The 24,559-nt window shown below is 57.6% G+C and carries 19 protein-coding genes; 6 read left to right on the forward strand and 13 right to left on the reverse strand.

What is annotated here, in order from left to right:
- Nucleotides 1-111: 111 nt before the first annotated feature.
- On the reverse strand, nucleotides 112-2,817 hold the full coding sequence (gene malT, locus DVA44_RS01620) for an HTH-type transcriptional regulator MalT (RefSeq protein ID WP_114316507.1): 2,706 nt from the start codon (nucleotides 2,815-2,817) through the stop codon (nucleotides 112-114).
- A 583-nt stretch (nucleotides 2,818-3,400) separates the two neighbouring features.
- Between malT and malP the strand changes: the two genes are divergently transcribed.
- The gene (gene malP, locus DVA44_RS01625) at nucleotides 3,401-5,794 is read left to right on the forward strand and encodes a maltodextrin phosphorylase (protein WP_114385605.1); all 2,394 of its coding nucleotides are present in this window, start codon (nucleotides 3,401-3,403) and stop codon (nucleotides 5,792-5,794) included.
- Between the two features lie 9 nt (nucleotides 5,795-5,803).
- Nucleotides 5,804-7,888 (forward strand): 4-alpha-glucanotransferase, encoded by a 2,085-nt coding sequence (malQ, locus tag DVA44_RS01630; protein WP_114385606.1) that lies wholly within the window; start codon nucleotides 5,804-5,806, stop codon nucleotides 7,886-7,888.
- 126 nt (nucleotides 7,889-8,014) lie between these two features.
- On the opposite strand, the gene gntT is transcribed toward malQ, so the two are convergent.
- From gntT to gntX, 3 genes are all read right to left on the reverse strand, one after another.
- Nucleotides 8,015-9,331 (reverse strand): gluconate transporter, encoded by a 1,317-nt coding sequence (gntT, locus tag DVA44_RS01635; protein WP_114316510.1) that lies wholly within the window; start codon nucleotides 9,329-9,331, stop codon nucleotides 8,015-8,017.
- Between the two features lie 305 nt (nucleotides 9,332-9,636).
- Complete coding sequence (gene nfuA, locus DVA44_RS01640; protein ID WP_103824797.1) at nucleotides 9,637-10,212, reverse strand: Fe-S biogenesis protein NfuA; 576 nt, start codon at nucleotides 10,210-10,212, stop codon at nucleotides 9,637-9,639.
- A gap of 58 nt (nucleotides 10,213-10,270) precedes the next feature.
- Nucleotides 10,271-10,954: a DNA utilization protein GntX gene (gene gntX, locus DVA44_RS01645; RefSeq protein ID WP_114385607.1), complete on the reverse strand. Its 684-nt coding sequence runs from the start codon at nucleotides 10,952-10,954 to the stop codon at nucleotides 10,271-10,273.
- 36 nt (nucleotides 10,955-10,990) lie between these two features.
- Here gntX and bioH point away from each other — a divergent pair, with 36 nt between their 5' ends.
- Both bioH and DVA44_RS01655 read left to right on the forward strand, forming a co-directional pair.
- Nucleotides 10,991-11,764 (forward strand): pimeloyl-ACP methyl ester esterase BioH, encoded by a 774-nt coding sequence (gene bioH, locus DVA44_RS01650; protein ID WP_114385608.1) that lies wholly within the window; start codon nucleotides 10,991-10,993, stop codon nucleotides 11,762-11,764.
- A gap of 113 nt (nucleotides 11,765-11,877) precedes the next feature.
- Nucleotides 11,878-12,147: a YdgH/BhsA/McbA-like domain containing protein gene (locus DVA44_RS01655; RefSeq protein WP_103177320.1), complete on the forward strand. Its 270-nt coding sequence runs from the start codon at nucleotides 11,878-11,880 to the stop codon at nucleotides 12,145-12,147.
- Between the two features lie 40 nt (nucleotides 12,148-12,187).
- Here DVA44_RS01655 and feoC read toward each other — a convergent pair whose 3' ends face one another.
- From feoC to greB, 5 genes are all read right to left on the reverse strand, one after another.
- Nucleotides 12,188-12,424, reverse strand: a complete 237-nt coding sequence (feoC, locus tag DVA44_RS01660) for a [Fe-S]-dependent transcriptional repressor FeoC (RefSeq protein ID WP_114385609.1) — start codon at nucleotides 12,422-12,424, stop codon at nucleotides 12,188-12,190.
- Nucleotides 12,425-12,432: 8 nt separating this feature from the next.
- Nucleotides 12,433-14,751 (reverse strand): Fe(2+) transporter permease subunit FeoB, encoded by a 2,319-nt coding sequence (gene feoB / locus DVA44_RS01665; protein WP_114385610.1) that lies wholly within the window; start codon nucleotides 14,749-14,751, stop codon nucleotides 12,433-12,435.
- Between the two features lie 30 nt (nucleotides 14,752-14,781).
- A complete protein-coding gene (gene feoA / locus DVA44_RS01670; protein WP_103824803.1) occupies nucleotides 14,782-15,009 on the reverse strand; it encodes a ferrous iron transporter A in 228 nt (75 codons plus the stop codon).
- A 260-nt stretch (nucleotides 15,010-15,269) separates the two neighbouring features.
- Nucleotides 15,270-17,591: a Tex family protein gene (locus tag DVA44_RS01675; protein WP_114385611.1), complete on the reverse strand. Its 2,322-nt coding sequence runs from the start codon at nucleotides 17,589-17,591 to the stop codon at nucleotides 15,270-15,272.
- An 86-nt stretch (nucleotides 17,592-17,677) separates the two neighbouring features.
- Nucleotides 17,678-18,151, reverse strand: a complete 474-nt coding sequence (gene greB, locus DVA44_RS01680; RefSeq protein ID WP_103177315.1) for a transcription elongation factor GreB — start codon at nucleotides 18,149-18,151, stop codon at nucleotides 17,678-17,680.
- Nucleotides 18,152-18,377: 226 nt separating this feature from the next.
- Here greB and ompR point away from each other — a divergent pair, with 226 nt between their 5' ends.
- Nucleotides 18,378-19,097, forward strand: coding sequence for a two-component system response regulator OmpR (gene ompR, locus DVA44_RS01685; RefSeq protein WP_001157751.1), 720 nt, complete (start codon nucleotides 18,378-18,380; stop codon nucleotides 19,095-19,097).
- Nucleotides 19,094-20,440, forward strand: a complete 1,347-nt coding sequence (gene envZ / locus DVA44_RS01690) for a two-component system sensor histidine kinase EnvZ (RefSeq protein ID WP_103824805.1) — start codon at nucleotides 19,094-19,096, stop codon at nucleotides 20,438-20,440. The genes ompR and envZ overlap by 4 nt, the downstream gene beginning before the upstream one ends.
- Nucleotides 20,441-20,528: 88 nt before the next feature.
- Here the strand turns inward: envZ and pckA are convergent, their stop codons facing one another.
- From pckA to yrfG, 4 genes are all read right to left on the reverse strand, one after another.
- Complete coding sequence (gene pckA, locus DVA44_RS01700; protein WP_114316516.1) at nucleotides 20,529-22,148, reverse strand: phosphoenolpyruvate carboxykinase (ATP); 1,620 nt, start codon at nucleotides 22,146-22,148, stop codon at nucleotides 20,529-20,531.
- Between the two features lie 376 nt (nucleotides 22,149-22,524).
- Nucleotides 22,525-23,403: an Hsp33 family molecular chaperone HslO gene (hslO, locus tag DVA44_RS01705; RefSeq protein ID WP_103824807.1), complete on the reverse strand. Its 879-nt coding sequence runs from the start codon at nucleotides 23,401-23,403 to the stop codon at nucleotides 22,525-22,527.
- Nucleotides 23,404-23,426: 23 nt separating this feature from the next.
- Entirely contained in the window at nucleotides 23,427-23,828 is a 402-nt protein-coding gene (gene hslR / locus DVA44_RS01710) for a ribosome-associated heat shock protein Hsp15 (protein WP_103824808.1), read from the reverse strand.
- Nucleotides 23,825-24,508: a GMP/IMP nucleotidase gene (yrfG, locus tag DVA44_RS01715; protein WP_114385612.1), complete on the reverse strand. Its 684-nt coding sequence runs from the start codon at nucleotides 24,506-24,508 to the stop codon at nucleotides 23,825-23,827. The genes hslR and yrfG overlap by 4 nt, the downstream gene beginning before the upstream one ends.
- Nucleotides 24,509-24,559 lie beyond the last annotated feature (51 nt).

Raw genomic sequence — 24,559 nt, forward strand, 5'->3', positions numbered from 1 at the left:
CTGCGCTTACCCGACCTACAAAATCGTAGGCCCGGCAAGCGTAGCGCCGCCGGGCAATAAATGGCAACAAAACCGTAGGCCCGCGCAAGCGCAGCGCCGCCGGGCAATGCCCTACACGCCGTACCCCATCATCTTCAACAGCTGCTGCGCATGCTGCACCGCATCCTGACGGTGGGCGACGCCCAGCTTCTGATACAGGTTCCGGATATGCGTTTTAATGGTGGTGGCCGCCACCGCCAGCTCACCGGCAATCTGCTCGTTGCTGTAGCCTGAGTAAATCAGCCCCAGAACCTGCCATTCGCGCTGGGTCAGCGGACTGGTGCGGATCAGCTCCGGCACTTCCGGGTGATTCAGCAGACGCTCCACAAAGGTCTCGTCGAAGTGGGCAAACTTGTGGCGATGATGCTGGTTAATCTCACGCAGAATGCGCTGGGCACGGTGCTGATCCAGCTCCGGCAGCGTGTTGAGCTGAATAAGCTGGCGCAGCTGCTGCGCCATGGTCTCGCCTTCAATCACAAAGTGGCTGATAAAGCCGGTGCGATTAGCCAGCTGTAACGCTTCCAGCAGCACGCGCTGGGCGTCATTCTTACGGCCAGACTGCCAGTAAAGCTGATTTTGCAGCAGCAGGTTGCGGTTGAGATCGCTCATCAGACGCAGGCTGCGGGCATTTTCGTTCAGCTCTTCCAGCACCATCTCTGCCGGTTCAAATTCGCCTAACAGGATCTGCGCCCGGGCAATGTTGCGCCATTGGCTCTGCAGGAAGTGGTTATTGGCGAACGCCGGCTTCGGCGTCTGGCGCAGCCAGTTGGCCGCCGATTTCTTGTCGCCAGTCATCTGCCAGTAAATCACCCGCACCTTATCGGCGTTGGATACCCAGTCGCTGTGGTACTGACCGTTGCCGAGCAGGTTTTCCAGGCGGTTGAGGTGGTTACGGGCGTTGTCGAGATCGCCGCGCGCCAGCGAGCACTGCACCAGCAGGCCCAGACACTGCAACTGCTGCTGCGGCTGATAGGTGGAAAGCACATTGACCCCAAGACGGGCGGTGCTTTCGGCTTCGTCCAGACGCGCCCACGCCCACAGAAGCTGGGCGCGAATGCGCAGCAGGAACTCGTGCATTGGCAGCTGTTCCAGATGCTGATCGCGGATCAGATTGAACGCTTTTTCCTGCGTCTCCCAGGCGGCCTGCAGGAAGCCTTGGGCAAACAAAATTTCGCTCTGCTGGATCAGGCTCCACAGCGCGTAGTGCCAGACATCGTGACGGCGTGCCATCTGTTCGGTCTGCTGCATCAGCGACAGGGAGCGGGTGAGATCGCCTTTACAGTGCAGCACTTCCCCATGCACCGAGGTGGCAACGATACGGCTGTAGAAGTTCGCCAGGGGCAGCTCTTCCAGCGCGACCATTGACAGGCGCTGGGCCTCTTCCTGGTCGCCGTCATTGATCGCCACCTGCGCGCGCAGGGCGTTAAACTCGCCGTGCAGGGCGGCATCCATCTCGCCCTTCATCTCCTGCTCGGCGCGGGCCAGCAGGGTGTTCACTTCGCTGTAGCGATGCTGGCTTTGCATCAGCCAGGCCTGGAGCAGCACCAGGCGTGGATTTTCCAGCAGGCTCTCCCACGGCAGGGCGCGCAGCGACTCTTCCAGCAGGGCCAGCTCGCTGTGATTAAACAGGCTCCAGGCGTGGTTGAGCAGGATATCGCGCAGCATATGGGCATCGCCCGCTGCCAGCGCGTGATGAATCGCCTCGCTCGGGAAACCCTGCGCCATCCAGCTCTCGGCGGCGGCGCGGTGGATTTCCGGTAATTCGGTTGCCAGCTCCCACTGACAGCGCTGGCGCAGGAAGCTGCCAAACAGCGGGTGGTAGCTGAACCATTCGCCGGAGTCATCCATGCGCTGCAGGAACAACCCCTGACGCTCAATCTCTTCCAGGCGCATCTGGCCGTTGTCTTCGCCGGTGACGCGCACAATCAGCGCATCGTTCATTGAGCGCAGCAGGGAGCTTTTCAGCAGGAACTGACGGGTGGATTGATCGACGCTGTTGAGCACCTCATCCACCAGGTAATCGGAGAGGTGGCTGGCATTGATCCCCGACAGGCGACGGGCGGACTGCTGCGTCGGGCTGTTATTATGCCGCGCCGACAGGGCAATCAGCTGCAGGGCGGTCGCCCAGCCAGCCACGTCGTCGCACAGGCGGCTGCTTTCCGCCACCTCGATAGGGGATTTCAGGCGGCAGTCAAAGAACTGCTTCGCCTCCTGATGGGTAAAGGAGAGCTGCTGGCTGCCGATTTCCAGCAGCTGATCGCGCACGCGCAGGTTGGCAATGCCCAGCTGCGGCAGGTTGCGCGACAGCACCACCAGGGTCAGGTTTTCCGGCTGATGACGCAGGAAAAAGCGCATCGACTCATGGATCACCGGGTTGGTGATCAGATGATAATCGTCAATGACCAGATAGAGCGGGCGATGCCATTCGGCCAGCTCGATAAAGAGTTGGGAAAACAGTGAAGAGAGGCTGGCGTACTGCCGCTTTTGCACCATGCTTTCGCTGGTTACACAGTGTCCGTTGGTCGCCTGCTGAATGGCGGCGATAAGATAACTGGCGAAACGCTCCTGCTGGTTATCGCCCTCATCAAGGGAGTACCAGCCAAGATCGGTCTTGCCGGATGCCCACTGCGAAATGAGCGTGGTTTTGCCGTACCCGGCAGGGCTCGTTACCAGCGCCAGTCGAAAATTGTTCGCGCCGGAAAGTTTCGCCAGCAAGCGTTCGCGGACCACAGTATGGTCAAGACGAACCGGGCGACTTAATTTTGACGGAATCAACATAGTTTTCACTTCACTGTGTGGAAATCGAGATTTTTGATTTTTTTGCGCTTCGTAATTAATGCATATAAGGTCGGTCAGAAACCTCTTTATTGCAAGTTATGTCCGGGTTTTATATCCCTTAATTTGCACTCGGTCACAAAAATATATGCTGGGGTGCGGGAACTTTTCCGATGGGCCTCGAAAGCGCATGGATACTGGTTTGGCGCGTATGCGGAACGTTAAGCATAAAAAGGAATATAGAATCGTAAAGGCTGTGAAAAGTTAATAAAGTCCTGGGATGGTTACCCTGGTAAAATAACCCTCTGCGATGCAGTAAAATCCTACAATTATTATTTCAGGTAAGTAATTATTACTGCGCTCATATATTTCTTCTGAAAACCTGTTTCATTTTTTGACACTCTTCCCGGTAATCTCGTCTGCAATGCCCCACACTCTGGCTGCGGAAAGTGGCCGCGATCACACTTTATCGCTCATCCCCGCTACTCCTCCCCGCCTAATCCCTGGCAGGAGGAGGAAGAGCCATAAGTAGCCAGGCACACTAGCGCCAACGTTTTATTTTCTCTCTACAGGATGCAGATTCCCTATGTCACAGCCTACTTTCAACAAAGCTCAATTCCAGGCTGCCCTGACGCGTCAGTGGCAGCGTTTTGGTTTACATGCCGCTGAAGAGATGACCTCCCGCCAGTGGTGGCAGGCCGTCAGTGGAGCGCTCGCCGAGTTACTGAGCGCCCAACCCGCAGTAGAACCGGCGAAAGATCAGCGCCACGTTAACTACATCTCAATGGAATTCCTGATTGGCCGTCTGACCGGCAACAATCTGCTGAACCTGGGCTGGTATCAGGAGGTGAGCGATGTGCTAAACGCGCACAACGTTAACCTGACCGACCTACTGGAAGAGGAGATCGACCCGGCGCTCGGCAACGGCGGTCTGGGACGTCTGGCGGCCTGCTTCCTGGACTCCATGGCGACGGTAGGCCAGGCGGCGATCGGCTATGGTCTGAACTATCAGTACGGCCTGTTCCGTCAGTCCTTTGCCGACGGCCAGCAGATGGAAGCCCCGGATGACTGGCATCGTGGCAGCTACCCGTGGTTCCGCCACAACGAAGCGCTGGATGTGCAGGTGGGCATTGGCGGTAAAGTGACCAAAGCGGGTCAGTGGGAGCCAGGCTTCACCATCACCGGCCAGGCCTGGGATCTGCCGGTGCTGGGCTACCGTAACGGCGTGGCGCAGCCGCTACGTCTGTGGCAGGCGACCCATGCCCATCCGTTCAACCTGACCAAATTCAACGACGGTGATTTCCTGCGTGCTGAGCAGCAGGGGATCGACGCCGACAAGCTGACCAAGGTTCTTTACCCGAACGACAACCATCTGGCGGGCAAAAAGCTGCGCCTGATGCAGCAGTACTTCCAGTGCGCCTGCTCCGTGGCCGACATTCTGCGTCGCCACCACCTGGCGGGCCGCAAGCTGGCGGAGCTGGCGGATTACGAAGTGATCCAGCTGAACGACACCCACCCAACCATCGCCATTCCGGAACTGCTGCGCGTGCTGATTGACGAGCATCAGCTGAGCTGGGACGACGCCTGGGCGATTACCAGCAAGACCTTCGCCTACACCAACCACACCCTGATGCCAGAGGCGCTGGAGTGCTGGGACGAGAAGCTGATTAAAACTCTGCTGCCGCGCCATATGCAGATCATCAACGAAATCAACAACCGCTTCAAAAAGCAGGTCGAGAAAACCTGGCCGGGCGATAAAGCGGTATGGGCGAAGCTGGCGGTAGTGTTCGACAAGCAGGTTCGCATGGCTAACCTCTGCGTGGTCAGCGGCTTTGCGGTAAACGGCGTGGCCGCGCTGCACTCCGACCTGGTGGTGAAAGATCTGTTCCCGGAATATCACCAGCTGTGGCCGAACAAGTTCCACAACGTGACCAACGGCATCACGCCGCGTCGCTGGATCAAACAGTGCAACCCGGCACTCTCCGCGCTGCTGGATTCTTCGCTGGATAAAGAGTGGGCCAACGATCTCGATCAGCTGATCAACCTCGAGAAGTATGCCGACGATGCGGCGTTCCGCGAGACTTACCGCACCATCAAGCAGGACAACAAAGTGCGCCTGGCGGCGTACGTCAAAGCCCGTACCGGGATTGAGATCAACCCGAACGCGCTGTTTGATATTCAGATTAAACGTCTGCACGAGTACAAGCGTCAGCACCTGAATCTGCTGCACATTCTGGCGCTGTACAAAGAGATTCGCGAGAACCCGCAGGCCGACCGCGTGCCGCGCGTATTCCTGTTTGGCGCGAAAGCGGCACCGGGCTACTACCTGGCAAAAAACATCATCTTCGCTATCAATAAAGTGGCCGACGCGGTGAACAACGATCCGAAAGTGGGCGACAAGCTGAAGGTGGTCTTCCTGCCGGATTACTGTGTCTCTGCGGCCGAGCTGTTAATCCCAGCGGCGGACGTTTCTGAGCAGATTTCTACCGCAGGCAAAGAGGCCTCCGGCACCGGCAACATGAAGCTGGCCCTGAACGGCGCGCTGACTGTGGGTACTCTGGACGGGGCGAACGTTGAGATTGCCGAGCAGGTGGGCGACGAGAACATCTTTATCTTCGGCCATACTGTGGAAGAGGTGAAAGCCATTAAAGCCAAAGGTTACGACCCGGTGAAATGGCGTAAAAAAGACAAACTGCTGGATGCGGTACTGAAAGAGCTGGAGAGCGGCAAATACAGCGACGGCGACAAGCACGCGTTCGACCAGATGCTACACAGCATCGGCAAAGAGGGCGGCGACCCGTACCTGCTGATGGCGGACTTTGCGGGCTACGTTGAGGCGCAGAAACAGGTCGATGTTCTGTATCGCGACCAGGAAGCCTGGACCCGGGCGTGCATTCTGAACACCGCGCGCTGCGGCATGTTCAGCTCTGACCGTTCAATCCGCGACTACCAGGCCCGTATCTGGCAGGCAAAACGCTAAGGAAGCGCGATGGAAAGTAAACGTCTCGATAATGCCGCTCTGGCGGCGGGCATCAGCCCCAGCTATATCAATGCTCATGGTAAACCGCAGTCTATTGGTGCTGAAACCAAGAGGCGTTTGCTGGATGCCATGCATAAAGCCAAACCCGTCGCGAAAGCGGCGGTTACCCCCGTCCCGAACGTGATGGTCTACACCGCCGGGAAAAAGATGCCGCTGACGATCGAAGGCAGCGGCGACTTTAGCTGGCTGCTGACTACCGAAGAGGGACATCAGCACAAGGGCCACGCCACGGGCGGCAAAAACCTCAACCTTCCGGCAAAACTGCCGGAGGGCTACCACACGCTAACGCTCACCCAGGACGGCCAGCGCTGGCACTGCCGGGTGATTGTGGCGCCAAAACGCTGCTACGAGCCGCAGGCGCTGAAAGAGGGCAAAAAGCTGTGGGGTGCCTGTGTGCAGCTCTACACGCTGCGCTCGGAGAATAACTGGGGGATCGGCGATTTCGGCGATCTGAAAAAGATGCTGGCAGATGTTGGCAAGCGCGGCGGGGCCTTTATCGGTCTCAACCCGATCCATGCGCTCTATCCGGCTAACCCGGAGAGCGCCAGCCCGTACAGCCCGTCGTCCCGTCGCTGGCTGAACGTGATTTATATCGACGTGAACGCCGTGGAGGATTTCCGCAACAGCGACGAGGCGCAGGCGTGGTGGAAGATGGAGACTACCCGGCAGACGCTGCAACGCGCCCGCGATGCCGAGTGGGTCGATTATGCCTCCGTCACCGCGCTGAAGATGGCCGCGCTGCGTATGGCGTGGAAAGGCTTTGCGCAGCGTGACGACGACCAGATGGCGGCCTTCCGGGCGTTTGTTGCCCGCGAAGGGGAGAGCCTCTACTGGCAGGCGGCGTTCGACGCGCTGCATGCGCATCAGGTGAAAGAGGATGAAATGCGCTGGGGCTGGCCGGTCTGGCCTGAGCAGTATCAGTCCGTCGACTCCCCGGCAGTGAAAGCGTTTTGCGACGAACATGCCGACGAGGTCGATTTTTACCTCTGGCTGCAGTGGCTGGCCTACAGCCAGTTCGCAGCCTGCTGGCAGGAGAGCCAGGGTTACGACATGCCGATTGGTCTCTACCGTGACCTGGCGGTGGGTGTGGCCGAAGGCGGGGCGGAGACCTGGTGCGATCGCGAGCTTTACTGCCTGAAAGCCTCGGTCGGTGCGCCACCGGATATTCTTGGCCCACTCGGCCAGAACTGGGGCCTGCCGCCGATGGACCCGCATGTGATCGCGGCTCGCGCTTATGAGCCCTTTATCGAACTGCTGCGCGCCAACATGCAGAACTGCGGCGCGCTGCGTATCGACCACGTGATGTCGGTCCTGCGTCTGTGGTGGATCCCCTACGGCGAAACCGCCGACCACGGCGCCTATGTTCATTATCCGGTGGACGATCTGCTCTCGATTCTTGCGCTGGAGAGTAAGCGCCATAACTGTATGGTGATCGGCGAAGATCTCGGTACCGTACCGGTAGAAATTGTCAGCAAGCTGCGTGACAGCGGCGTGTACTCCTACAAGGTGCTCTATTTTGAAAACGACCTTGAAAAGAACTTCCGTGCGCCGGAGGCGTATCCAGAACAATCAATGGCAGTCGCGACGACGCATGACCTTCCTACGCTTCGGGGCTGGTGGGACAGCGGCGACCTTACCCTGGGCAAGACGCTGGGTCTCTACCCTGACGAAGTGATGCTCCGCGGGCTTTATCAGGATCGCGAGCTGTCGAAGCAGGGGCTGCTGGATGCGTTGCATGAGCACGGCTGCCTGCCAAAACGCACCGGGCATAAGGCGTCGTTGATGTCGATGACCCCGACGCTCAACCGCGGGTTACAGCGCTACATTGCCGACAGCAACAGTGCGCTGCTGGGATTACAGCCGGAAGACTGGCTGGGTATGGCGGAGCCGGTTAACATTCCGGGCACCAGCTACCAGTACAAGAACTGGCGTCGCAAGCTCTCCACCTCCCTTGAGGCGATGTTTGCCGATGACGGCGTGAACAAGCTGATTAAGGATCTCGATAAGCGGCGAAAAGCGGCTGCGAAGAAGTGATAAAAAAACCCGCCGGATGGCGGGTTTTTTATTGCCCGGTGACGCGTAGCGATCCGGGCCTACGGAATGAGCATGCTCTGCTTTTGTAGGCCGGGTAAGGCGCAGCCGCCACCCGGCGCTGTCACATCAAACAACCATACCCAGCAGCAGACACCCAATCAGGCCGCAGACGGAGATGATGGTTTCCAGCATCGACCAGGACTTGATGGTCTCACCGATAGTCAGGTTGAAGTACTCCTTGAACAGCCAGAAGCCCGGATCGTTGACGTGAGAGAAGATCACGCTACCGGAACCGACCGCGATAACCATCAGCTCAGGGCTGACGCCGGTGGTGGCAATCAGTGGCGCCACGATACCGCCCGCAGTGATAGCGGCCACGGTGGCAGAACCCAGCGCGATACGCAGGACTGCGGCGATAGACCAGGCCATCAGGATAGGGGAGATGTTGGTTTCATGCATCATAGAGGCGATGTACTTGTCCACGCCGCTATCCACCAGAACCTGTTTGAACGCACCGCCACCACCGATGATCAGCAGCATCATGGCGATGATTTTGATCGAGGAGCCCAGGGTGTCGTTAATCTGATCCATGGAGCGGCCACGGTTCAGACCAAAGGTGAAAAGCGCAATCAGAACCGCGATCAGCGTCGCCATTACCGGGTCGCCCAGGAACTCAGCCACGCCCAGAACCGGATGGCCTTTCGGCAGCACCATTTCACAGACGGCGCGCATGGCCATTAGCACAACCGGTACCAGAGAGGTCCAGACGCTGACGGCAAAGCTTGGCATCTCGGCTTCAGTAAAGGTCTTGGCGTTGTAGAGTCCTTCCGGGATCGGCTTGTCGATACCTTTCAGGCAGCGGGCAAATACCGGGCCTGCCAGGATAACGGTCGGGATCGCAAGGATGGTACCGAACAGCAGGGTTTTACCCATGTCCGCATGGAAAATAGTGGCGATAGCGGTCGGGCCCGGGTGCGGCGGCAGGAAGCCGTGGGTCACCGACAGTGCAGCAGCCATCGGCACACCGACATAGAGCAGCGGGATGCTGGCAGAGGCGGCGATGGTGAACACCAGCGGCAGCATCAGCACGAAGCCCACTTCGTAGAACAGCGCGAAACCAACGGTGAAGCCGGTTAAAACCACCGCCCACTGAATGTTGTTTTTGCCAAATTTTGCAATCAGCGTGGTTGCGATGCGCTGTGCGCCACCGCAGTCAGCCAGCATTTTACCGAGCATGGCGCCGAAGCCCATGATCAGCGCGAGGCTACCGAGCGTACCGCCCACGCCAGCTTTAATGGAGCTGATAACTTTTACCAGCGGCATACCCTGCATCAGGCCGACAGCAAGTGCCACCAGAACCAGAGCGATAAAACCGTTCATTTTGAAACGGATCATCAAGAGCAGTAATAAGACAACACCGATAGCGACAATAACTAATGGCATGATTGACCTGGCCTTTGAATTGTTATGGGTAACGTCGTTGTTTGACGACTATTTCCAAATGCCCCAACTGGGAACAGAGTGGTAATGGCACTTACGCTGATACCATCCGGACGTTTAAGTTTAGACGGCTGTTATAAGGGGAGGTGAGTGCCCACGGGAATGATACGGGTAACATCGGTGGGTTGAGAATCACCCCGGTGGTCAAAATGTGAATTATGAGACACAGGTCATGTTATGGCAGGAGAGGAAAAGAGGATTATTGCCCGGATCCAGCGCCGGTTCCGGGCAAAAAGAGCGGAAAAAACTTAGTAGTAGGAGTGTTCGCCGCGCTGGTGTTCGGTAAGATCGCGCACGCCTTTCAGCTCCGGGAACTCGTTCAGCAGCTGCTTCTCGATCCCCTCTTTCAGGGTGACGTCGACCATGGAACAGCCGTTACAGCCGCCGCCAAACTGCAGAATCGCCAGACCGTCTTCGGTGATCTCCATCAGGGAGACGCGACCGCCATGGCCCGCCAGCTGCGGGTTGATCTGGGACTGCAGCAGATACTCAACGCGCTCCATCAGCGGAGCGTCATCGCCCACTTTACGCATTTTGGCGTTTGGCGCTTTCAGGGTTAACTGCGAGCCCAGCTGGTCGGTGACAAAATCAATTTCCGCATCTTCCAGATACGGGGCGCTCAGCTCATCGACATAGGCAGTGAGCTGCTCAAATTTCAGGGCGGTGTCAGTTGCTTCCACAGCATCCGGTGGGCAATAAGAGACGCCGCATTCTGCATTCGGGGTGCCCGGGTTGATCACGAATACGCGGATCTGGGTCCCTTCTTCCTGATTTGCCAGCAGTTTGGCAAAGTGCGCTTGTGCAGCATCGGAAATACGGATCATAGAATTGGCCTAATAGTTGACTAAATTACCTGGGTATAATACGCCCAACCTGAGGGCGCTACAAGGTTCGACACAGACACCATACCTGAACCGACGCCGCGCCGCTTCGCAAAAGCAGGCGGGAGAGCTCCGCGACGGTAGCGCCTGTTGTCACGACATCATCCACCAGAGCGATATGGCGTCCTGCCACCGGGAATTCAAGCGCAAAGGCGTGCTGCAGGTTGCGTTTACGCAGTCGCGCGCTGAGCCGATGCTGGGCCGGGGTCGCGCGGGTGCGGCGAAGCGCGTCGGGAACATAGCGGCAGTTTAACCAGCGGGCCAGCGGGCGACAGAGCAGGTCACTCTGGTTAAAACCGCGCCGCCAGTGCCGCCGGGACCAGAGCGGCACGCTGACCATCATATCTACACGCGGTAAACCGTGGATGCGCCTGGCCCGCAACAGCGCCAACAGTAACAGCCTCGCCAGCGGCTGGGCCAGCTGGCTGCGGCGGGAAAATTTTAGCTGATGGACAAGCAGACTTACCGGCGGCCTGTAACCGCACACCGCCACCAGTGCCTGCCACGGCGGCGGTTTACGCAGGCAGCGCCCACAGGGCAGGTGAGGGTGAATGGCCGGCAAGCCGCACCGGGGGCAACAGCTCCCCCGCGGGGCAATTCCCCTTTCACATACGGAACAGACTCCCCAATGGCCGAGGGTCAGCGGCATCCGGCATAGCCAGCACAAGCCAGGCACTGTTAGCATAGACAACCTCCTTGTGAAAAAAGAGAACAGTAATCGATGAACAACCTTTGGTGGCAGACCGTCGGGACAGGAAATTGTCATCTTGTGCTGCTGCACGGATGGGGGCTGAATGCCGAAGTATGGCGTTGCGTCAGTGAGGAACTGGCCTCGCATTTTACGCTGCACCTGGTGGATCTGCCGGGCTTTGGCCGTAGCCGTGATTTTGGCGCGATGACGTTTGAGGAGATGGCGGAGCAGGTGCTGGCTCAGGCCCCGGATCGGGCGATCTGGCTCGGCTGGAGCCTGGGCGGGCTGGTGGCGAGCCAGATTGCCCTGACGCACCCGGAGCGGGTGCAGGCCCTGGTGACCGTCGCCTCTTCCCCCTGTTTTAGCGCTCAGGGGGAGTGGCCGGGGATCAAACCTGAAGTGCTGGCCGGTTTCCAGCAGCAGCTGAGCAATGATTTCCAGCGGACGGTAGAGCGTTTTCTTGCCCTGCAAACCATGGGCACAGAAACGGCGCGCCAGGATGCCCGCACGCTGAAAACCACGGTGCTGTCATTGCCGATGCCGGAGGTAGAGGTGCTGAATGGCGGGCTGGAGATCCTGAAAACGGCCGATCTGCGCACGCCGCTGGCGTCGCTTTCGCTACCGCATCTGCGTATTTATGGCTATCTGGACGGGCTGGTGCCGCGCAAGATAGTGCCGCTACTGGATGAGCAATGGCCGCAGAGCGAAGCCCTGATCATCGCCAAAGCGGCGCATGCGCCCTTCATCTCTCACTCCGACGAGTTTTGCGCGGCGCTGATGGCCTTAAGTCGCCGTTTAAACTGATTATTTTCTGTTCCCGCTGGAAAAAGTGACGTACCGCAACAATACTCAATATATCGTTGCGGTTATCCCGCGTTCGATAATCAAAATTACAATCATCTTTGGGAGTCATGACTATGAAACTTGTCACAGGTATTGTTGCTTCTCTGGTTATTGGATCACTCTCTTTTGGTGTTATGGCGGCGGAAGAGATCCAGAAAGACAAAGTCAAAGAGATGAATTTGACGAAAGTTGGCCATATCTCTACGTCTGACACCACCGCGCCAATGGATGCGCGAAAAGAGCTTTCACAGAAAGCGGATGAGATGGGCGGTAAATACTTTGTCGTCACCAGCGCCAACAAAGATTCGAAAGACATCCGCGCGACCGCAGAAGTCTACAAATAATTGCACAAAGCCGGGCAGAGTTGCCCGGCTTTATTCACGCTTAACGCAGCGCCCACCACTCCCTGAGGCAGGCTTTTCCTTCGGGGCAGCTTTTACAGCTTCTGGTTAAGCAGCCGTCGGCATCTTCCTGAATCCGCTTCGCTTTGCCCATCGCCTCAAGACGTTGCAGCATGGCCTCGATCATCGCCTGCGGGGTATGCAGCATCTGGCTAAGCTGGGTGGCCTCCATTCTTCCCTGTAACGTCAGTAAATCACGTACTTCAATTAACGATGCCATGCCGCCTCCTAATGACAGTCGCTTACCGGACTTTCACAGCAGGCCGCCGCGGTTTTGCCTTTCGCCAGCAGATTAACGTCCACACGGCTGCGGGCCCGGCGTAACAGCCCGATTACCACCACGTTAAACAGCACCACTGCCAGGATGCAGACCAGGCTGTACTGCGGATGCTGATTGAAATTGACCGTCTGGTAGTAGACCGTCGCCAGCGAGTAGGCGATGTTCAGCCCCCACAGCACCGAAAAGCCCATCCAGCCGCGGCTTGATTCGCGGGCGATGGCCCCCATGACCGAAATGCACGGAATGTAGAGCAGAACGAAGATCAGGTAGCTATAGGCCGCCGAGGCGCTGCCAAACTTCTCGCTCATCACGCCCATGGCGCCGCTCGCCATCTCCCCGTCGCCTTTGCTGGCTTCAATCGGGTTCGCCAGAACGCTCAGGCTGAAGGTCTCTTTCAGGCTCTGCCAGGTTTCATCCACGGCGCTGACCAGTTCGTCGCCGAGGTGGAAATCGGCCGGGTTAAATGCGGCTTCCTGAATATTTTCGGCGGTGTAGAGGGTGTTCAGCGTACCCACCACCACCTCTTTCGCCATTGCGCCAGTGAACAGCCCGACGGTAGCCTGCCAGTTGTCCTCGTGTACGCCAATCGGCTTGAACAGCGGGGTGATAACGCGGCTGACGGAGGCCAGGGCGGAGTCGTCAATATTGTCTACCGCCTTGCCGTTCAGGGAGAAGCTGTTGAGCGCGCTGAGGAAGATGCTGACCACCACAATCACTTTGCCCGCGCGCAGCACAAAGCCCTTCAGCCGCTGCCAGGTCTGGATCAGCAGACTTTTCAGGTGCGGAACGTGGTAAACCGGCAGCTCCATCACGAACGGGGTCGCCTCACCACGCATGATGGTGTGCTTGAGCATCAGGCCGGTGAGGATCGCCATCACAATGCCCAGCACGTAGAGCGAGAAGACCGCCAGGGCCCCCTCCTGACCGAAGAAGGCGGCGGCAAACACCGCGAAGATCGCCAGACGTGCGCCGCAGGACATAAACGGCGCCATCATGATGGTCATCAGCCGTTCGCGCGGCGCATCCAGCGTGCGCGCTCCCATTACCGATGGCACGTTGCAGCCGAAGCCGACAATCAGCGGCACGAACGATTTGCCCGGCAGGCCGAGGGCCTGCATCAGACGATCCATCACGAAGGCGGCGCGGGCCATGTAGCCAGAGTCTTCCAGGAAAGAGAGGAACAGATACATCATGCCGATCTGCGGCACCAGCGGCAGGACGGTGTTGATCCCGCCGCCCAGCCCCTGGGCGAGGAAGATAGTCAGCCATTCCGGCAGATGCAGCGTATAGCCCAGCCACTGAATGCCGTGAATAAAGATGGCGACGGAGCCGACGTCAAACAGCGGCTGCAGCGCGCCGCCAATGTTGATGGCCAGCAGGAACATCACATACATCACCAGCAGGAAGACCGGCAGACCGAGGAAGCGGTTGAGGATCACCGTGTCCATCGCACGGGTAAAGCGGCTTGGCTCGGCGGTGAGGGCATTGCTGACCACGTCGCAAATGGCGGCAATGCTCTGATAGCGGGCATCGGCAATATGCAGGGCAGGGTCGTCCAGCTCGTCATTCAACCGTGCCAGAGAGGCATCCAGCTGGTGGGCGGCATCACCGGCATAGGCGCGGCTGTAGATATCGCCTTCCAGCATTTGCAGGCCGAGCCAGTGGCGCAGCCTGAACGGCATGCTGTGCGCCATTGCTTTTGCGAGGATCCCGGCTTCACGCAGCAGCGGCTGGGCGTAGTGCACCAGCTCCACCTCAGCGTTACGGCTGTGGCGGTCAATGGCGATCTTCAGGGCATCGATTCCGCGGGCGCGGGTTGAGATCAGCGGCACTACCGGGCAACCCAGACGGGCGGAGAGGGCGTCGACGTCGATGCGGATCTGCTGTTTTTCCGCAATATCGAGCATGTTCAGCGCCACCACGCAGGGAATACCCAGCTCCAGCAGTTGCAGCGTCAGGTAGAGGTTTCGCTCGAGGTTCGAGGCGTCCACCACGTTGATCAGCAGGTCGGCGTCGCCGCTCAAAATATAGTGGCAGGCGATCTGCTCATCGAGCGAGGTTTGGGAGGAGATAGTGGTTAACGAGTAGGTGCCGGGCAGATCGACGAGGGTGACCTGATTGTCGATGGTCGTAAACTGACCCTCTTTACGCTCGACCGTGACGCCCGCCCAGTTACCGACGCGCTGACGAGCGCCGGTAAGCTGGTTAAATAACGTTGTCTTGCCGGAATTGGGATTGCCAATTAAGCCAATGGTTAATTTTTTCATTTTTTCAGACTCGCTACGAGAGCTGGCGTTTTATTGAGACAGAGCTTCAACTTCTATTAATGCGAGATCTTTCTTACGCAGAACCAGATTCACCCGTCGGGTTTCGATATGTACCGGATCGCCCAGCGGAGCCACGCGCACAACGTGGAATGCGGAGCCGGGAAGTAGCCCTAAAGAGAGCAGCTTCTGGCGATAGGCCGGGCTGATTTCGCGGGTGAAGCCGGTGATCTTCCACGCGCTGTCTGGAGTGAATTGCATAGTGCCTACTTAACGAGAGGTTAAATAACCAACAGGCACAATGGTAATGAGAATGGTTTCTATCATCAATATTAAATATGTGACGGAATGTGCATGGCGCTATTAATTTGCAGCCTGGTTGACCTTGCTCAATATTTACGGCGGAGGCGGGTGGATTATTTGTTAATAAAGTGCTGATGAGGAGTTTTATATTTGCTGCTTAATGAAAATAAAAATAACAAATAATAAACCCTCTCCCCAAAGAGGAGAGGGCACAACAATTAACGCTTTTTACCCATCGCCGCCGCCAGCGCATCCATCATCGCGCTGTTGCCGGATGGCTGTGCTTCACGCCCGCGCGGTTTCGCCGCCGGACGCTGCTGACGTGCCTCGCTATTACCGCCGCCACGACGGGCGTTGGTTTCGCCAGGCTGCTCGTCCAGACGCATGGTGAGGGCGATACGCTTGCGCTGCAGATCCACCTCCAGCACTTTCACCTTCACGATGTCGCCAGCTTTCACCACGGTATGCGGATCTTCCACGAACTTGTCGGCCAGGGAGGAGATATGCACCAGGCCGTCCTGATGCACGCCGATGTCCACAAACGCGCCAAAGTTGGTGACGTTGGTGACTGCGCCTTCCAGCACCATGCCCGGCAGCAGGTCGTTCATCGTCTCGACGCCTTCCGCAAACTGCGCGGTTTTGAACTCCGGACGCGGGTCGCGGCCAGGTTTTTCCAGCTCTTTGATGATGTCGGTCACGGTCGGCACACCGAATTTTTCATCGGTGAAGTCAACGGCTTTCAGGTTACGCAGCTCACTGCTGTTGCCCATCAGCGTCTTCAGCGCCTGCTGGGTAGCGGCCAGAATGCGTTCGACCACCGGGTAGGCTTCCGGGTGAACGGTGGAGGCATCCAGCGGGTTGTCGCCGTGGTTAATACGCAGGAAGCCGGCGCACTGCTCAAACGCTTTCGGCCCCAGACGACTCACCTTCAGCAGCTGCTGGCGGTTCTGGAACTGACCGTTCTCATCACGCCAGGCGACGATATTCTGCGCCATCATACGGGTTAAGCCCGCCACGCGGGTCAGCAGGGGAACGGAGGCGGTGTTAAGGTCAACGCCCACGGCGTTCACACAGTCTTCCACCACCGCGTCCAGCTTACGCGCCAGCTGGGTCTGGCTGACATCATGCTGGTACTGGCCCACACCGATGGATTTCGGGTCGATCTTCACCAGCTCCGCCAGTGGATCCTGCAGGCGGCGGGCGATAGAGACCGCCCCACGCAGGGAAACATCAAGATCCGGGAACTCCTGTGCCGCCAGCTCGGAGGCCGAGTACACGGATGCACCCGCTTCGCTGACAATCACCTTCTGGGCGGTCACTTTCGGGAACTGCTTTTGCAGATCGAGGAAGAAACGCTCGGTTTCGCGGGAGGCGGTGCCGTTACCGATCGCCACCAGCTCCACGTTGTACTTCTCGCACAGCGCCGCAACAACCGTCGCCGCTTTTGCCGCCTGACCGGTATGCGGATAAATGGTATCGGTGGCCACCAGCTTGCCGGTGCCATCCACCACGGCGACCTTCACGCCGGTACGCAGACCCGGATCGAGACCCATGGTGGCGCGCAGGCCAGCAGGGGCAGCCATCAGCAGGTCGTGCAGGTTACGGGCAAAGACGTTGATCGCCTCGTCTTCGGCGCGTTCGCGCACGGTGCCCATCAGTTCGGTTTCGAGATGCATCAGCACCTTGATACGCCAGGTCCAGCTCACCACCCCTTTGCGCCAGCTGTCTGCCGGGGCGTTGTTCAGGCGCAGACCGAGATGATCGGTGATGATCTGCTCGCCGTGGCTCTCTTTCGGCGGCTCGTCGAACTGCGGGTCGGCGTTCAGGGAGAGCTGCAAAATGCCCTCGTTGCGGCCGCGGAACATCGCCAGCGCGCGGTGAGAAGGCACGGTTGAAATCGGTTCATGGTGATCGAAGTAGTCGCGGAATTTCGCCCCTTCTTCCTCTTTGCCGCTGACCACGGTGGAGACGATATGGGCGTTCTTCCACAGGTAATCACGCACTTTTGCCAGCAGGGCAGCATCTTCGGCGAAGCGCTCCATCAGGATGTAGCGTGCGCCATCAAGGGCGGCTTTGGTGTCGGCCACGCCTTTATCGGCATCGATAAATTTCGCGGCTTCGGTTTCCGGGTCGTGCGAGGGCTCATTCCACAGCAGATCGGCCAGCGGCTCCAGGCCTGCTTCGATGGCAATCTGCCCGCGGGTTCGGCGCTTAGGTTTATAGGGAAGATAGAGGTCTTCCAGCTCGGTTTTGCTCAGGGTGCCATTAATGGCTTTTTCCAGATCGCTGGTCAGCTTGCCCTGTTCGCCGATGGATTTCAGAATCGCCTGGCGCCTCTCTTCCAGCTCACGGAGATAGCCAAGGCGGGTTTCCAGGTTACGCAGCTGCGTATCATCCAGACCGCCGGTGACTTCCTTACGATAACGTGCAATAAACGGCACGGTGTTCCCTTCATCAAGCAGGCGAACGGCAGCTTCTACCTGTTCAGCCCTTGCCTGAAGTTCACCCGCAATAATGCGGCAGAGCGAATCTTTCATCATGGCTATTTCATCTTGTGGGTCAAAAATCAGGGGATAGTTATACGGACTGGCACAGCAAAATGCCAGTCGCGGAGGGCGCTCCAGGACTATTTTACGTACTCGATTTCATTTACATACCAGCTGGCTTCTCCCGCCGGGGTCTGGACGATAGCCAGATCGCCCACCTCTTTTTTCAGCAGCGCGCGGGCCATTGGGGAATCGATGGAGATGTAATCCTTACGACCAAAAATTTCATCGTAGCCGACGATACGAAAGCGCTTGAGATCGCCGTCGTCGTTTTCAATTTCCACCCATGCGCCGAAGAAGACTTTGCCCTCCTGCTGCGGGGAATAGTCGACGATTTTCAGGTTCTCCAGGCATTTGGTCAGATAACGCACCCGGCGGTCGATTTCGCGCAGCCGCTTTTTGTTGTACTGGTAGTCGGCATTCTCACTGCGGTCGCCGAGACTTGCCGCCCAGGTCACTTTTTTCGTCACTTCCGGGCGCTCTTCCCGCCACAGGGTGTCCAGCTCTTTCTTCAGATTTTCATACCCTTCGCGGGTGATCAGGGGCGTTTTCATTCTTTTGCCTTACGACGAGGTTGCTTACCTTGCGCACATTACGTATCACTTATCTTAACAGAGAGGATTAATAATGAGTTATGTGATGGAATGTACATATAAGCTGCTGTTAAATATGCTTTGTAACAATTTCGACTAGAATTTATACCAGAATTAGCTGGTCGTGGGCGCGCACTTTTTTAGAATACGCTGTTCAAGATTATCCGAACCTTTGGGAGTACTGACAATGCAAGAGAATTATAAGATTCTGGTGGTGGATGACGACATGCGCCTCCGTGCGCTCCTTGAGCGTTATCTGACCGAGCAGGGCTTCCAGGTTCGTAGCGTGGCTAACGCCGAACAGATGGATCGCCTGCTGACCCGTGAATCCTTCCACCTGATGGTGCTGGATCTGATGCTGCCAGGCGAAGATGGCCTCTCTATCTGCCGTCGTCTGCGCAGCCAAAGCAACCCAATGCCGATCATTATGGTGACGGCGAAAGGGGAAGAAGTTGACCGTATCGTGGGTCTGGAAATTGGCGCCGACGACTACATTCCAAAACCGTTTAACCCGCGTGAGCTGCTGGCGCGTATCCGTGCCGTACTGCGCCGTCAGGCGAACGAACTGCCTGGCGCACCGTCGCAGGAAGAGGCGGTGATCGCCTTCGGTAAGTTCAAGCTGAATCTCGGCACCCGCGAGATGTTCCGCGAAGATGAGCCGATGCCGCTCACCAGCGGCGAGTTCGCGGTCCTGAAAGCGCTGGTCAGCCACCCGCGCGAGCCGCTGTCTCGCGATAAGCTGATGAACCTGGCCCGTGGTCGTGAATACTCCGCGATGGAGCGTTCCATCGACGTACAGATCTCCCGCCTGCGCCGCATGGTGGAAGAGGATCCGGCGCATCCGCGCTATATCCAGACCGTCTGGGGTCTGGGCTACGTGTTTGTCCCGGACGGCTCTAAAGCATGAGGCGAATGCGTTTTTCGCCGCGAAGCTCGTTTGCCCGCACCCTGTTACTGATCGTCACCCTGCTGTTTGTCAGCCTGGTGACGACCTATCTGGTGGTGCTGAACTTTGCGATCCTACCGAGCCTCCAGCAGTTTAATAAGGTCCTGGCCTACGAAGTGCGTATGCTGATGACCGATAAACTGCAGCTGGAAGATGGCACGCAGCTGGTGGTCCCCCCTGCGTTTCGCCGTGAAATCTACCGTGAGCTGGGGATATCGCTCTACTCTAACGAAGCGGCGGAAGACGCAGGCCTGCGTTGGGCACAACACTATGAATTTTTAAGTCAGCAGATGGCGCAGCAGCTGGGCGGCCCAACGGAAGTGCGCGTTGAGGTCAACAAAAGCTCGCCGGTGGTCTGGCTGAAAACCTGGCTCTCACCCAATATCTGGGTGCGCGTGCCGCTCACCGAAATCCATCAGGGCGACTTCTCGCCGCTGTTCCGCTACACCCTGGCGATCATGCTGCTGGCGATAGGCGGGGCGTGGCTGTTTATCCGCATCCAGAACCGACCGCTGGTCGACCTGGAGCATGCGGCGCTCCAGGTCGGTAAAGGGATTATTCCGCCTCCGCTGCGTGAATATGGCGCGTCGGAAGTGCGTTCCGTTACCCGCGCGTTCAACCATATGGCGGCGGGGGTGAAACAACTGGCGGATGACCGTACCCTGCTGATGGCTGGCGTCAGTCATGATCTGCGCACCCCGTTAACGCGTATTCGTCTGGCGACCGAAATGATGGGCGAGGAAGATGGCTACCTGGCGGAGTCCATCAACAAGGACATCGAAGAGTGCAACGCCATTATCGAGCAGTTCATTGACTACCTGCGCACCGGGCAGGAGATGCCGATGGAGATGGCGGATCTGAACGCGGTGCTGGGTGAAGTGGTGGCGGCCGAAAGCGGCTACGAGCGTGAGATCGAAACCGATCTGCAGCCGGGCGATATCACCGTACGGATGCACCCGCTCTCCATTAAGCGCGCCGTGGCGAATATGGTGGTGAATGCTGCCCGGTACGGCAATGGCTGGATCAAGGTCAGCAGCGGCTCCGAGCTGAGTCGCGCCTGGTTCCAGGTGGAAGATGACGGCCCGGGGATCAAACCGGAGCAGCGCAAACACCTGTTCCAGCCGTTTGTGCGCGGCGACAGCGCGCGCAGCACCAGCGGTACCGGTTTAGGGCTGGCGATTGTGCAGCGTATTGTGGATAACCATAACGGTCTGCTGGAGATTGGCACCAGCGAACGGGGTGGGTTGAGTATCCGCGCCTGGCTGCCGGTTCCGTTTCCGCGCGGGCAGGTGAAAGAGAGTTAAAAAAATGCCGGGTGGCGGCTTCGCCTTACCCGGCCTACGTTCTGGGGTGTTGTAGGCCGGGTAAGCGCAGCGCCACCCGGCACAGTCTCTACAGCTTAGGCCCTGCACTCACCAGCGCTTCACCCGCCGGGGTATCGGTATACTTCTCGAAGTTTTCAATAAAGAGCTTCGCCAGCGTTTCTGCTTTCTCACGCCACTGTTCAGGGGATCCGTAGGTGTTACGCGGGTCAAGGATATGCGTATCCACGCCCGGCAGTTCGGTCGGGATTGCCAGATCGAACATCGGCAGGGTGAAGGTTTCCGCATCATCCAGCGAACCATTCAGAATGGCGTCGATAATGGCGCGGGTATCTTTGATGGAGATACGTTTGCCAGTGCCGTTCCAACCGGTGTTGACCAGATACGCCTGGGCGCCAGAGGCCTGCATGCGTTTCACCAGCACTTCGGCGTACTGCGTCGGGTGCAGTGACAGGAAGGCTGCGCCGAAGCAGGCGGAGAAGGTTGGCGTCGGCTCAGTCACACCCCGTTCGGTACCGGCCAGCTTGGCGGTAAACCCGGAGAGGAAGTGATACTGCGTCTGGCTGGCGGTAAGGCGTGAAACTGGCGGCAGCACACCAAACGCGTCGGCGGTGAGGAAGATCACCTTGGTCGCGTGGCCCGCTTTTGACACTGGCTTAACGATATTGTCGATGTGGTAGATCGGGTAGCTGACGCGGGTGTTTTCCGTTTTTGACGCATCGTCAAAATCGACCGTGCCATCAGCGCGTACCGTTACGTTCTCCAGCAGCGCATCACGACGGATCGCCTGGAAGATATCCGGCTCCGCCTCAGCTGACAGACGAATGGTCTTGGCGTAGCAACCGCCTTCGAAGTTAAACACGCCGTCGTCATCCCAGCCGTGCTCGTCATCGCCAATCAGGCGGCGTTTCGGATCGGTGGAGAGGGTGGTTTTACCGGTGCCGGAGAGGCCAAAGAAGACCGCCACGTCGCCTTTCTCGCCCACGTTCGCCGAGCAGTGCATGGAGGCAATGCCTTTTAACGGCAGCAGGTAGTTCATCACCGAGAACATCCCTTTCTTCATTTCGCCGCCGTACCAGGTGCCGCCGATAAGCTGGATACGCTCCGTCAGGTTAAAGGCGACAAAGTTTTCCGAGTTCAGTCCCTGCTCTTTCCACTGCGGGTTGGTGCATTTCGCACCGTTCATCACCACAAAGTCAGGCTCGAAGCTCTGTAACTCTTCTTCGGTCGGGCGAATGAACATGTTCTTCACGAAATGGGCCTGCCAGGCGACTTCAGTGATAAAACGAACGGAAAGGCGGGTATCGGCGTTGGCACCGCAGTAAGCGTCGATGATGAACAGACGTTTACCGGAAAGTTGTTGGGTGACGAGGGATTTCAGATGCTGCCAGATTTCAGGGGAGATCGCTTTGTTGTCGTTCTTCCCTTTGCCGTGATCGGCCCACCACAGGGTGTCGCGGGTGGTGTCGTCACGAACAATGTACTTATCTTTCGGCGAACGGCCGGTAAAGATACCGGTGTCGACAGCGATAGCGCCGGTCGTCGTCAATATACCGCGCTCGTATCCTTCGAGTGCTGGATTGAGCTCTTCCTGATAAAGCGTCTCGTAATCAGGGTTATAGACGATATCGCGAGCGTCGTTGATACCATAAGCCTTGAGATCTTGCGGGGTTAAACCATTAACACGCATATCACTGCTCCTTAGCCAATTTATACTGCCTGAAATTGTAGGGGTTTTCTTCGAATGTTAACCGCGACCGGGCTCATAGATTTGCGTATCTGGACAAAAACCCTTTATGACGGAAAACGCTGTGACTCCTGTCACTTTGCGGTGCAGATTATGGCAGGAATCACTTTTCGGTTGGGGAAAATGTTCCGAAAAGGTTAATGAGCGATAAATTAAACTGCGAGAATGTGAATGTAAGCGCATACATGAAAGAAAATTACGAAAGACTTACATTACTGATAACGATTCAGCAGATTGGGGTAAATAGTGAATGAAATTAATGAGTAGGGGAGGGGGAAAAGGTTAACTGCCCCCTCAAGAGGGCAGTTAACGGCAGAACTTAGTGCAGCTGCGGATCGGCCGGGGAGGCGTTGTTGCGGATCTCGGCAATGTCCATTGCGTTAAAGACGTAGTGAGAACCGCAGTAGTCGCAGTTCATGTCGATTTCGCCATCTTCCGCCAGGATGCTGTCAATCTCTTCATCCGGCAGTGTTTTCAGGGCGCCCGCGCAGCGTTCACGGGAACAGGTGCACTTGAACTCAACATCCTGCGGATCGTAGAGCGTTACCTCTTCTTCGTGATACAGACGCCACAGCACTTCGTTCGCCGGTAAGGTGAACAGCTCTTCGGCTTTGATGGTTTCGGTCAGAGTGGCCAGGTGATCGAAATCATCTGCCTGCGCGTTCTGGGCTGGCAGCACCTGCAGCAGCATCCCGCCGGCACACGGCTGGCCGTCGACTTCGCCGGTACGGATAAACAGGCGCGTCGGCAGCTGTTCGGAGCGCAGGAAGTAGTCTTCCAGGCAGGCTGCCAGCGTGTCGCCTTCCAGACCGACGACCCCCTGATAGCGCTCGCCCTCTTCCGGGGAGATAGTGATGACCAGGTAGCCATTGCCCACCAGCGTTTTCAGGTCTGCGTTTTCAGGGATCTCGCCCTGTACGCGCGCCACGCCGCGCATCTGCTGCTGGTTGTTGCCGTTGATTACCGCCAGGCTCATCGGGCCATCACCCTGCAGCTGCACGGTGATGTCACCGGCAAATTTCAGGGTCGCAGTCAGCAGGCTGGTCGCGACCAGCAGCTCGCCCAGCACGGTTTTCACCGGCAGCGGGTAGTTGTGGTTTTCCAGGATCTGTTTCCAGGTTTCGGATACGGTAACCAGCTCGCCGCGAACGGCAAATTGTTCAAACAGATAGCGGTGTAATTGGTCGTGTTGGGCCATAGTCATCTCTCGTTCAGCAAGAATCACTCATTCTCGCCATTTTTAAATTTAATCAGATCGCGACGTTCTTTCTTGTCAGGGCGTCTGTCAGGATGCGGCATGGTCAGGGCATTCAGCTTTCGCGCCTGCGCCATCTTTTCGCGTTTCTCCACGCTTTCTGCCGTCTCTTCGTACAGGGTGCTGGCTTCCACTGCCGGGCGACGTTGTTCGGTGATGTTTTTCACGATCACCGTCCGTTCGTCGTTGCCCTGACGCAGGGTCAGGGTGGCGTTCAGCTCCACGAGCTTGCTCGGTTTGCTGCGCTGCCCGTTGTAATGCACCTTGCCGCCTTCAATCATTTCGCGGGCGAGGGCGCGCGTTTTGTAAAAGCGGGCAGCCCATAACCATTTATCCAGTCTTACTCCTTCGGAGGGTTTCTCTTTCATGGCTTCTCCTTCACGGTGAGTGAGGGGATCATCCGGCGGTAGTCGTTCAGCCCCGGATGTCGCAGATAGCTTTTTTCAGCCAGGCCAGAATCAGGATTGGTCACGCCAAGGCAATAACGAATGCCAAATTTTGCCGCCGCATCCAGAATGGGTTCGCTGTCATCAATGAACAACGTTCTTTCTGGCTGCAGGCCGGTCTCTTCTGCCACCGCCTGCCACAAACGCTGATCCTCTTTCGGATAACCAAATGTGTGGGTGGAAAGTAATAAATCAAGGTGTGAACCCAGTCCGGTATGTTCCAGCTTCACCGCCAGATTATGCGGATGTGCGTTGGTCAGCAAAATGCGCCGCTTGCCGCTGGCTTTGAGCGCGTCCAGAAAGGGGACGGTATCTTCACGCAAAACGGCGCGCGGGCCCTGAGCGGTGGTCATGGCACAAATATCCAGACCAAGGCGTTCGCTCCAGTAGTCCAGACAGTACCAGTTTAGCGTATGTTGTACGGCGGTATATTGCTGGCGTATGAATTCCTGCGCCTCCAGCGGGGTGATCCCTTGCTGCTCGCCGTAGGTTTCCGGCACCAGTGTTTGCCAGAAGTAGTTATCAAACGCGAGGTCCAGCAGCGTGCCGTCCATATCCAGCAGGACGGTATCAACCTCCTGCCAGGCGATATCAAGATGCATGGGGAATACTCCAGCCAGAAAAAACGTGCGCGACAGGGTAGCATATCTGGT

Source organism: Leclercia sp. W17 (assembly GCF_003336325.1).
Classification (GTDB): Bacteria; Pseudomonadota; Gammaproteobacteria; order Enterobacterales; family Enterobacteriaceae; genus Enterobacter.

Excerpts from the sequence above, each read along its gene's own strand:
- malT (WP_114316507.1), bottom strand. The coding sequence starts at position 2,817 with ATGTTGATTCCGTCAAAATTAAGTCGCCCGGTTCGTCTTGACCATACT.
- malP (WP_114385605.1), top strand. The coding sequence starts at position 3,401 with ATGTCACAGCCTACTTTCAACAAAGCTCAATTCCAGGCTGCCCTGACG.
- malQ (WP_114385606.1), top strand. The coding sequence starts at position 5,804 with ATGGAAAGTAAACGTCTCGATAATGCCGCTCTGGCGGCGGGCATCAGC.
- gntT (WP_114316510.1), bottom strand. The coding sequence starts at position 9,331 with ATGCCATTAGTTATTGTCGCTATCGGTGTTGTCTTATTACTGCTCTTG.
- nfuA (WP_103824797.1), bottom strand. The coding sequence starts at position 10,212 with ATGATCCGTATTTCCGATGCTGCACAAGCGCACTTTGCCAAACTGCTG.
- gntX (WP_114385607.1), bottom strand. The coding sequence starts at position 10,954 with ATGCTAACAGTGCCTGGCTTGTGCTGGCTATGCCGGATGCCGCTGACC.
- bioH (WP_114385608.1), top strand. The coding sequence starts at position 10,991 with ATGAACAACCTTTGGTGGCAGACCGTCGGGACAGGAAATTGTCATCTT.
- DVA44_RS01655 (WP_103177320.1), top strand. The coding sequence starts at position 11,878 with ATGAAACTTGTCACAGGTATTGTTGCTTCTCTGGTTATTGGATCACTC.
- feoC (WP_114385609.1), bottom strand. The coding sequence starts at position 12,424 with ATGGCATCGTTAATTGAAGTACGTGATTTACTGACGTTACAGGGAAGA.
- feoB (WP_114385610.1), bottom strand. The coding sequence starts at position 14,751 with ATGAAAAAATTAACCATTGGCTTAATTGGCAATCCCAATTCCGGCAAG.
- feoA (WP_103824803.1), bottom strand. The coding sequence starts at position 15,009 with ATGCAATTCACTCCAGACAGCGCGTGGAAGATCACCGGCTTCACCCGC.
- DVA44_RS01675 (WP_114385611.1), bottom strand. The coding sequence starts at position 17,591 with ATGATGAAAGATTCGCTCTGCCGCATTATTGCGGGTGAACTTCAGGCA.
- greB (WP_103177315.1), bottom strand. The coding sequence starts at position 18,151 with ATGAAAACGCCCCTGATCACCCGCGAAGGGTATGAAAATCTGAAGAAA.
- ompR (WP_001157751.1), top strand. The coding sequence starts at position 18,378 with ATGCAAGAGAATTATAAGATTCTGGTGGTGGATGACGACATGCGCCTC.
- envZ (WP_103824805.1), top strand. The coding sequence starts at position 19,094 with ATGAGGCGAATGCGTTTTTCGCCGCGAAGCTCGTTTGCCCGCACCCTG.
- pckA (WP_114316516.1), bottom strand. The coding sequence starts at position 22,148 with ATGCGTGTTAATGGTTTAACCCCGCAAGATCTCAAGGCTTATGGTATC.
- hslO (WP_103824807.1), bottom strand. The coding sequence starts at position 23,403 with ATGGCCCAACACGACCAATTACACCGCTATCTGTTTGAACAATTTGCC.
- hslR (WP_103824808.1), bottom strand. The coding sequence starts at position 23,828 with ATGAAAGAGAAACCCTCCGAAGGAGTAAGACTGGATAAATGGTTATGG.
- yrfG (WP_114385612.1), bottom strand. The coding sequence starts at position 24,508 with ATGCATCTTGATATCGCCTGGCAGGAGGTTGATACCGTCCTGCTGGAT.